General features: G+C 71.5%; 7 protein-coding genes and 3 pseudogenes. 5 read left to right on the forward strand and 5 right to left on the reverse strand.

Annotation, left to right across the window (positions count from 1 at the left end):
• Positions 1 to 317: pseudogene (locus tag AX018_RS24055) on the forward strand (IS5/IS1182 family transposase); the annotation flags it as partial.
• A gap of 55 nt (positions 318 to 372) precedes the next feature.
• Here AX018_RS24055 and AX018_RS24060 read toward each other — a convergent pair.
• A complete protein-coding gene (locus AX018_RS24060) occupies positions 373 to 1,173 on the reverse strand; it encodes a ChbG/HpnK family deacetylase (protein WP_245951828.1) in 801 nt (266 codons plus the stop codon).
• Between the two features lie 177 nt (positions 1,174 to 1,350).
• On the opposite strand from AX018_RS24060, the pseudogene AX018_RS25840 reads away from it, so the two are divergent.
• Positions 1,351 to 1,578: pseudogene (locus tag AX018_RS25840) on the forward strand (GtrA family protein); the annotation flags it as partial.
• A gap of 28 nt (positions 1,579 to 1,606) precedes the next feature.
• Here AX018_RS25840 and AX018_RS25845 read toward each other — a convergent pair.
• From AX018_RS25845 to AX018_RS24075, 3 genes are all read right to left on the reverse strand, one after another.
• Entirely contained in the window at positions 1,607 to 1,930 is a 324-nt protein-coding gene (locus tag AX018_RS25845) for a hypothetical protein (RefSeq protein ID WP_245951829.1), read from the reverse strand.
• 95 nt (positions 1,931 to 2,025) lie between these two features.
• Complete coding sequence (locus AX018_RS24070; RefSeq protein ID WP_170146345.1) at positions 2,026 to 3,126, reverse strand: glycosyltransferase family 39 protein; 1,101 nt, start codon at positions 3,124 to 3,126, stop codon at positions 2,026 to 2,028.
• A gap of 248 nt (positions 3,127 to 3,374) precedes the next feature.
• Positions 3,375 to 3,995: a TetR/AcrR family transcriptional regulator gene (locus AX018_RS24075; RefSeq protein ID WP_111882780.1), complete on the reverse strand. Its 621-nt coding sequence runs from the start codon at positions 3,993 to 3,995 to the stop codon at positions 3,375 to 3,377.
• A gap of 274 nt (positions 3,996 to 4,269) precedes the next feature.
• Here AX018_RS24075 and AX018_RS24080 point away from each other — a divergent pair, with 274 nt between their 5' ends.
• The 3 genes from AX018_RS24080 (at position 4,270) to AX018_RS24090 (ending at position 6,396) form a co-directional block, all read left to right on the forward strand.
• The gene (locus AX018_RS24080; RefSeq protein ID WP_111882781.1) at positions 4,270 to 4,944 is read left to right on the forward strand and encodes a DUF3313 domain-containing protein; all 675 of its coding nucleotides are present in this window, start codon (positions 4,270 to 4,272) and stop codon (positions 4,942 to 4,944) included.
• A gap of 61 nt (positions 4,945 to 5,005) precedes the next feature.
• Positions 5,006 to 5,473: a hypothetical protein gene (locus tag AX018_RS24085; RefSeq protein ID WP_111882782.1), complete on the forward strand. Its 468-nt coding sequence runs from the start codon at positions 5,006 to 5,008 to the stop codon at positions 5,471 to 5,473.
• Positions 5,473 to 6,396, forward strand: a complete 924-nt coding sequence (locus tag AX018_RS24090) for a DUF2145 domain-containing protein (protein ID WP_111882783.1) — start codon at positions 5,473 to 5,475, stop codon at positions 6,394 to 6,396. The genes AX018_RS24085 and AX018_RS24090 overlap by 1 nt, the downstream gene beginning before the upstream one ends.
• Positions 6,397 to 6,997: 601 nt before the next feature.
• Here AX018_RS24090 and AX018_RS24095 read toward each other — a convergent pair.
• Positions 6,998 to 7,195, reverse strand: a pseudogene (locus AX018_RS24095) (IS5/IS1182 family transposase); the annotation flags it as partial.

The raw sequence follows: 7,195 nt of genomic DNA on the forward strand, positions 1-7,195 counted from the left end.
TGAAGCTCGAAGGGGTACGCATCCTGATGTCAGGCCAAAAGCGAGGCATCACCCGAACGCTCAAGGCCATGATCCGCCGGCGCAGCGCCATCGAGCCGGCCATCGGGCACATGAAGATGGACGGGCGGCTGGGGCGCAACCCGCTCAAGGGGGCGCTGGGCGATGCGCTGCATGCGGTGATGTGCGGCGCTGGGCACAACCTGCGCATGATCCTGGCTGCGCTGCGGCTTCTATGCGCCCGACTCGGGCTGTCGATGCAGGCAGTCATCGCTGCATTGATCGCCCCTTCGCTCAACAACAGACCTGCCTGCGGCTGAAAACAGGATTGTTCAGGGCGGACCACTTAAGCCTGCGCGCGGACCATGCGCCCCGCTACCCCGGGGCTCCCAGGATGCGGCTCAGGGGCATCAGCTCCAGCCGCTGCTCATCCATCCACGCGCCGAAGTCCGGGCGCGACAGCACGGAATATTCGGCCATGCGGGCCGCGTGGATGCTGTCGCTGCCGGCGCCGGCCGAGGGATGGCTCATGAGCAGGTCGCCATCCTGCGCGATGCGCAGCCAGCCCCGCAGGAGCGCGCCATAGCCCTCCGCGCCGCCCGAGAAGCCATAGATGCCCAGCAGGTGGCGGTTCTGGCGAAACCCGTTGCGCAGCGCGAGCGACTCCATTCCCCGATTGCCCAGCCACTCTATGCACATCGCCTTCATGCCGACCCCGCCCGCGGCCGCCGGAGGCCGGCGCGTGGAGCGAACCCAGAGCGCGGTGCCGCCATACCGCGGCGCCAGCTCGCGCATCAGCTCGTCGCGGATCACCGGCAGCTGGTGGACGTGCCGGTGCCCATCGACGAAGGCCGGGGCGCGGCCCATTTCGTGCTCGAACGCGCTGAGCTGCGCCCGTATCTCCCGCCGGATGGCGGCCGCGTCGGCCCGCCGCGCCAGGCAGGCGAGGACCAGGGCGGACCAGCGGCCCCGGAACCCCGATACCAGGGGGAATTCGGTGAAATCGAGGTGCAGACCCACGTCCACCGCGCCCTGCGGAAGCCCGCGCAGGGCCTGCGCTCCACGGCGCCAGGCCGGCCCGCCGACCAGGCAGCCCATGCCGCCGATCCGCCCGGCGGACGCCAGCCGCAGGGCGGCCTCGTTGATGCCTGCGTGCTGGCCGAAGTCGTCCGTCACGATGCAGATCCTGCGCGGTGAACGTGCGGCGTGGGGCGCGCTGTGAGGCGCGCCCCCCTGCCGTGGCGGCCCTCCTCCTCCTCCGTGCCCGCCCCGGGAGAGCTGGGGCGTGCCGTGCGGTTCATCGCCGTGGGGTGCGTGGCGGCGCTGGTTCATTGGTGCGTGGCGGTAGCCCTGGTGCGGTCGGCGTTGCTGCGGCCCGAAGGGGCCAACGTCTGCGCCTGGCTGGTGGCCTTCGCCGTCTCGTTCACCGGGCATCACGCGCTGACCTTCGCGGACCGGAAGGCCCCGACCGCACGCGCCGCCGCCCGGTTCTTCTTCGTCTCCGCCAGTGGCTTCGGCCTGAACGAGACGCTGTACGTGGGCATGCTGCGATCGACCGGGCTGCGCTGGGACGTAGCGCTGGTGCTGACGTTGGTGTGCGTGGCGGTCATCACTTACGTGCTCGGTCATCGCTGGGCGTTCCGGGGCAGGGAGCGCCGCCAGCGGCGCCCTCGCCCGGAACATCGAAGCGCCACACCGCCATGCCGCGCACGCTGGCCAGGCGGCGCGCGCGGTCGAGGACCCGGTAGACGGCTGCGGCGTCCTCCGGGCCGACGACCCAGCGGACCCCGGGCTGGCACACGGCGCGCCGGAAATCGGCGGGCGCGATGAGGTTCGCGCGCACATCCTCCGCCGCGAAGTCCGCGGCCTCGGCCAGCTCTTTCCTCCAGTTATCGCGCTGGCGCACCGCGGGCGAGGCCCAGTCCTCCACCACGCGGGCGGGCTGCTCCAGCCGGGCATAGAACGGGATGTCGTAGGGGTAGGCCTGCAGGAAATAGACCGGCTCGCCGGGCCGGCGCTCCCGCGCGATCAGGTGGCCCAGCTCGCGGTGGCTGAACGCCGGGTGCAGCGACAGGATGACGACGGGCGGCAGGCCAGGACCGACACCGCCGCGCCGGCCCAGGCCCAGTACACCCTGCGCGGGTGCCGCGCCAGCACGATCGAGAGGCCGTCGGCCACCAGAAACGCCAGCGGCGGCAGGGCCGGCAGCACGTAGCCCACCAGCTTGGACCGCGGCAGCGAGAAGAACAGCACCACCGCCAGCACCCAGATCAGCATCAGCAGGCGGACATCCCTCCGGCCGGGCTCGCGGAAGTACCGGCCCGAGGCGATCGGCCCCAGCCAGCACAGCCAGGGCAGGCTGGCGATGGCCAGGACGGCAGGAAAGAACCAGAAGGGCTGCACATTGTTGAACCCGCCCGCGGCATAGCGCTGGAAGTGCTGCACCACGAAGAAGTAGTGCGAGAAGCCCTCGAACCGCCACTGCATCGCGATGAACCAGGGCGCCGCCACGGCCACGAACGACACCAGCGCCAGCGGCGACAGCAGCCGCGGCAGGCACCGCCAGCGCCGCGTGGCCACCACCCAGAGGCCGATGACCAGGGCCGGCAGTACCAGGCCGATCAGCCCCTTGGACAGCACGCCGAGCGCCGCCGCCGCCCCGATGCCGATCCGCACCCCGGGCGGCGGCTTCGCGCCGTCCGGCAGCAGGGCCGCGTGCGCGAGCAGCAGGATGGTCGCCGTGATGCAGCCGGCGACCAGCATGTCGTGGTTGGCGAACTGCGCTCCCAGGTAGAACATGGGCTGCAGCGACAGCACCACCAGGCACGCCCGCGCCATGCGCTCGCTGCGCCACCGGCGCACGAAAAGGAACAGGGCCGCGCCGGCGAGCGTGGCGCCCAGCAGCGGTGCGACCCGGGCGGCGATCTCGTGGAGCCCCAGCACGCGCATGGCGGCCGCGCTGGTCCAGTAGAACAGCGGGGGCTTGTGGAAGAACGGCAGGCCCGCCAGCGTCGGGGTCCGCCAGTCGCCCGAGGCAAGCATCTCCCACGCCACGCCCGCGTACCGGCCCTCGTCGGGCAGCAGCAGCGGGCGGGCCCCCACGAAGCAGGCCAGCCACAGGAAAGCCACGCCGATGCAAAAGGCGGCAGAACGTTTCCGAAGGGGCGCGGCGGCAGGCATGTGGGACTCCGACCATGGAAGGGTCCGACCCGGCGCCGTGATTCACACGGTGCCGAGCTCGGCGGGCGCGACTCTACCGTCGCCGCGCTTAACGCCCACTTAAATGACCGGAATGGCAGGAATGGCCGAAATGGCCGCGCGGGCAGCGCCTCCCGAACACGCCACTGCGCGACCCCTGGGAGATCGCGAACACGTTCTCAGGCCCGCGGCACCGCCCCCAGCAGGAAGAAATCGACCGCCCGCTCCACCATGGCGTGGATCGCGGCCGGGGCCACGGGCGGCGGATCGCGCTGGTAAAGCCGCGCATCGATCTCCGCCGTCAGCAGCGAGAGGAACTGCGTGGCCCGCAGGCGCGGGTCGGCCTCGCTCAGGCGCCCCCCCGCCATCTCCCCCTGCATCAGCCGCGAGAGGGTATCGACGCACTGGCTCGGCCCGGCCTCGTGGAACAGCCGGCCGATGTCCGAGCGGCCCGCCTCCGCCAGCACCATGCGGTAGACCGAGATCGCGTTGCGGTCGTTGGCCAGCACCTTCAGGGCCTCGTCCCCGAAATCGGTCAGCGCCTGCCGCAGCGCCGTGCCGGCATCCAGCGCGCGCTCCAGCCCCGCCGTGGCCTCCGCCAGATGCGCGGTGGCCACCGACTCGACCACGGCCACGAGCAGTTGCTCCTTCGACGGGAAGTACCCGTACAGGGTCGCCTTCGAGCCGCCCACGCGCTTGGCCAGCTCGTTCATCGACGCTGCCTCGTAGCCCACCTCCTCGAACAGCGCCACCGCCGCCTCCAGGATCGCATCCCGCCTCGCCTGGGTCCTGACCCGCATCCCGACTCCTATAACTAAACCAACATGTACTATTTTGCTTGACAAATGCCGCAGCGGCACGGAATACTAAACCGTACAGACCTGTTTAGTTATAGCCATGCCACCACCGCTGCCACCCACCGCCCCCGAGCCCGGGGGCCCGCGCCCGCCGCGCCGGTGTGCACCCGCCAGGGCGGCGGCCGGCCATGGTACAGGGCTGCCCCCCGACCGGCCGCCGGCGCACCCGCGTTCGCCGGCGGTTTCCACGCCACTCCCCGCCCCTGGAGGCTTTCCCATGCCCGAACCCCTGTCCCTGTACCGCCACGTCCTGCCCTGGCTGGCCTGCGCCGCGCTGGCCGGCTGCGCCGCCAGCGCGCAGCCCGTTCCGTATGCCGAGCTGCAGTCCGCGCCGCAACTGCGCCCCAACCCCCAGGACGAGACGGGCCGCATCCCCTACCGCGCGGCCACCCCCGTGGACTGGCGCCGCTACTCCCGGCTGATCTTCGACCCGGTGACGGTCTACCGCGGCCCGGACCAGCAGTTCGAGGACGTGCCGGAAGCCAGCCGCTACGCCTTGGCCGACTACCTGCGCAACCAGTTCAGCGCCCGGCTGGCCCGGCGCTTCCGGCTCGTGGACCAGCCCTCGGCGTTGGCCGACACGCTGCGACTGCGCGTCACCCTGACGGGCGCCAAGGCCACCACCCGGGGCCTGAGCACCATCACCCGCTTCGACCTGGCCGGCGGCCCCTACAACCTCGTGCAGGGCATCCGCGGCAAGGAGGGCACGTTCACCGGCTCGGTCAGCTACGCCGTGGAGATCTTCGACGCCTCCACCGGCGCGCTGCTGGACGCCTACGTCACCAAGCAGTACCCCAACGCGCTCAACATCGCCGCCACCCTGGGCAAGCTGGACGCGGCCCAGGCCGGCATCGACAAGGGCGCGGACGAGCTGGTGGCGCAGTTCCGCTGACCCGGGCCGGCATATCGAACACCCCACACCGCATACCGACATCCACGCAGGCATCCATCCCATGGCATCTCCCTCCTCCTTCCTCCGGCCGCGGATCGCGGCCACGGCGCTGCTGGCCGCCGGCCTCGCCCTGTCCGCGCGCGCCGAGCTGTTCACCTCGCTGGCCTCCAGCGCGGGCTCCTCGGCCTCCAGCGCGTCGGACTCCATCGGCCGCTCCAGCGGCGGCCCGGACCGCGACCGCCGGGTGTCCGCGGGCGAATACCGCGTCGTGCAGGTCGCCGACATGGCCGACCACCCCGACAAGGCGCAGCTCACGCTGCGCGCCACCGGCCCCGCCGCCGACGAGTTCCTGCTCTACCTGCCACGCGCGGCGCAGGACGGCCGGCCCCTGGCCGTGGGCGACCGGGTGGAGGCGCGCGCGCGGCCCTACGGCGTGGAGTTCGCCCGGGGCGATGCGCCGCAGGCCTTCTTCCTGGTGCTGGACGATGCCTGGGCCGCCGGCCTCGATGCGCGCCCCGTGGGGCTCTGATGGGCCGCGCCGCTTTCCATCCCCGGCTTCGGATGGCGGCCGCCGTGGCCGCGCTCACCGCCGCCGGCGCGGCCCATGCCGGCGCCTGGGGCCTGTGCGACCGGCCCCGCGAGGCGGGCGCCGGGGCGCAGGACCGCATGCTGCGCTTCGCCGCCGCGATCGGCCAGGCGCTGGACGGCTCGGGCCAGATGGTGGCGCTGATCGCCCGCTCCGGGATGGACCTGGGCCGCTTCGGCATCCGCGATTCGCACGCCGGCATCGCGCTCAAGCCGCCCGGCTCCGGAGGATGGTCGGTGCGCCAGCTCTACTACGCCTGCGACGCGTCGCGGCCCCGGCTCTACGACCAGGGCCTGCCGGGCTTCATCCTGGGCCGGGACGACCCGCGCACGGGCCACGCCACCGTCGTGCTGCTGCCCGGCGCGCCGGGCGCGGCGCTGGAGGGCGCGGCACTGGACGGGCCCACGGCCCTGTCCCTGCTGGCAGCCGACTACAGCGCCAACGCCTATGCCTACAGCACCCGCTACCAGAACTGCAACCAGTGGGTGGCCGAAATGCTCGCCCGCGCCTGGAGCCCCTGGGATGCCTCGCTGCCCGCGCGCGCGCAGGCCCAGCACTGGCTGCGCGCGCAGGGCTACGCGCCCGCGCCGATCGAGGTCGGCTCGCACGCCCTCATGTTCGCCGCGCACTTCGCCCCGCTGGTCCACGTGGACGACCACCCGCTGGAAGACCTGCAGGCCCTGCACTTCCGCGCCAGCCTGCCCGCCGCCATCGAGGACTTCGCGCGCCAGCAGGTGCCCGGCGCGCAGCGCATCGGGTTCTGCCACGACCTGCGCAAGATCGTGATCCACCGGGGCTGGGACCCGTTCGGGGCGGAGTGCGAGCCCGTGGACGAGGACGACGAGGTGATCGCGCTCGATCCGTGAGCGCCGGATTGCTATCAGGAAGATAGCAGGAGAGTCAGCAAAACCGGCGACGTGGTGGTGATTTCACTGGGAATCGGCGCGGAGCCACCCGCAGCGCGGGGTCGCTAGGAAGAGGTGGCTCGCGCACGGCTTCATGTTCTGCTCGGTGCATTCCGTTCATGCATGACACGCCAGCTCATTGGTTCGCGACCACCAGGTCTGCGACGTGAACCACCGGAGTGGGCCCTTTGACGTCATCCGCCGGCCACTGTGAACGGCCGCTTCGCAGCGATTGCGGCTGTTCATGGCCACATCGCGACTTACCGGTTGCCACCCGGTTGCAGCCATCCGGGCACCAATGATGACCATTCGTCCAACGGCAGGTTTCAAGTGAGCACTGGACATTGGCCGCCAGTGCAGGCCGGTGGGTTGCTGGAAGTCCGCTCTCACAGCTCACGAACTGGTACTACCGACCCATTGCTGCCATCCGGGAACCTCTCACAACCCCTGACCTGAAGAGCCTCAAGGCCATAGACGGCATATACCAGCGCCTGGAATGCACTATTGGCACCTGCCCAGGGGGCGCAGCCCCGTGCCCGCGGGGCCTCGCGGCCCCTGCGACTCACGCTTTTGCCGGTTGCAGGCGCACCCGTGCCTTGGCAGCCGCTGGCTTGAAGAACGCATCCACCCCCCGCTCCAAGAAGGACGCCAGCCGCTTCATGTTGTAGCAGGCAGCCATCATCGTCATGCCCACCGTGGCCCGTGCCTGCCCGATTGTGCGCACGAACTTGCCTCCCAGGTGCCGGATGCCGGCGAACAC

It is taken from the genome of Paracidovorax anthurii, assembly GCF_003269065.1.
Lineage (GTDB): Bacteria > Pseudomonadota > Gammaproteobacteria > Burkholderiales > Burkholderiaceae_C > Paracidovorax > Paracidovorax anthurii.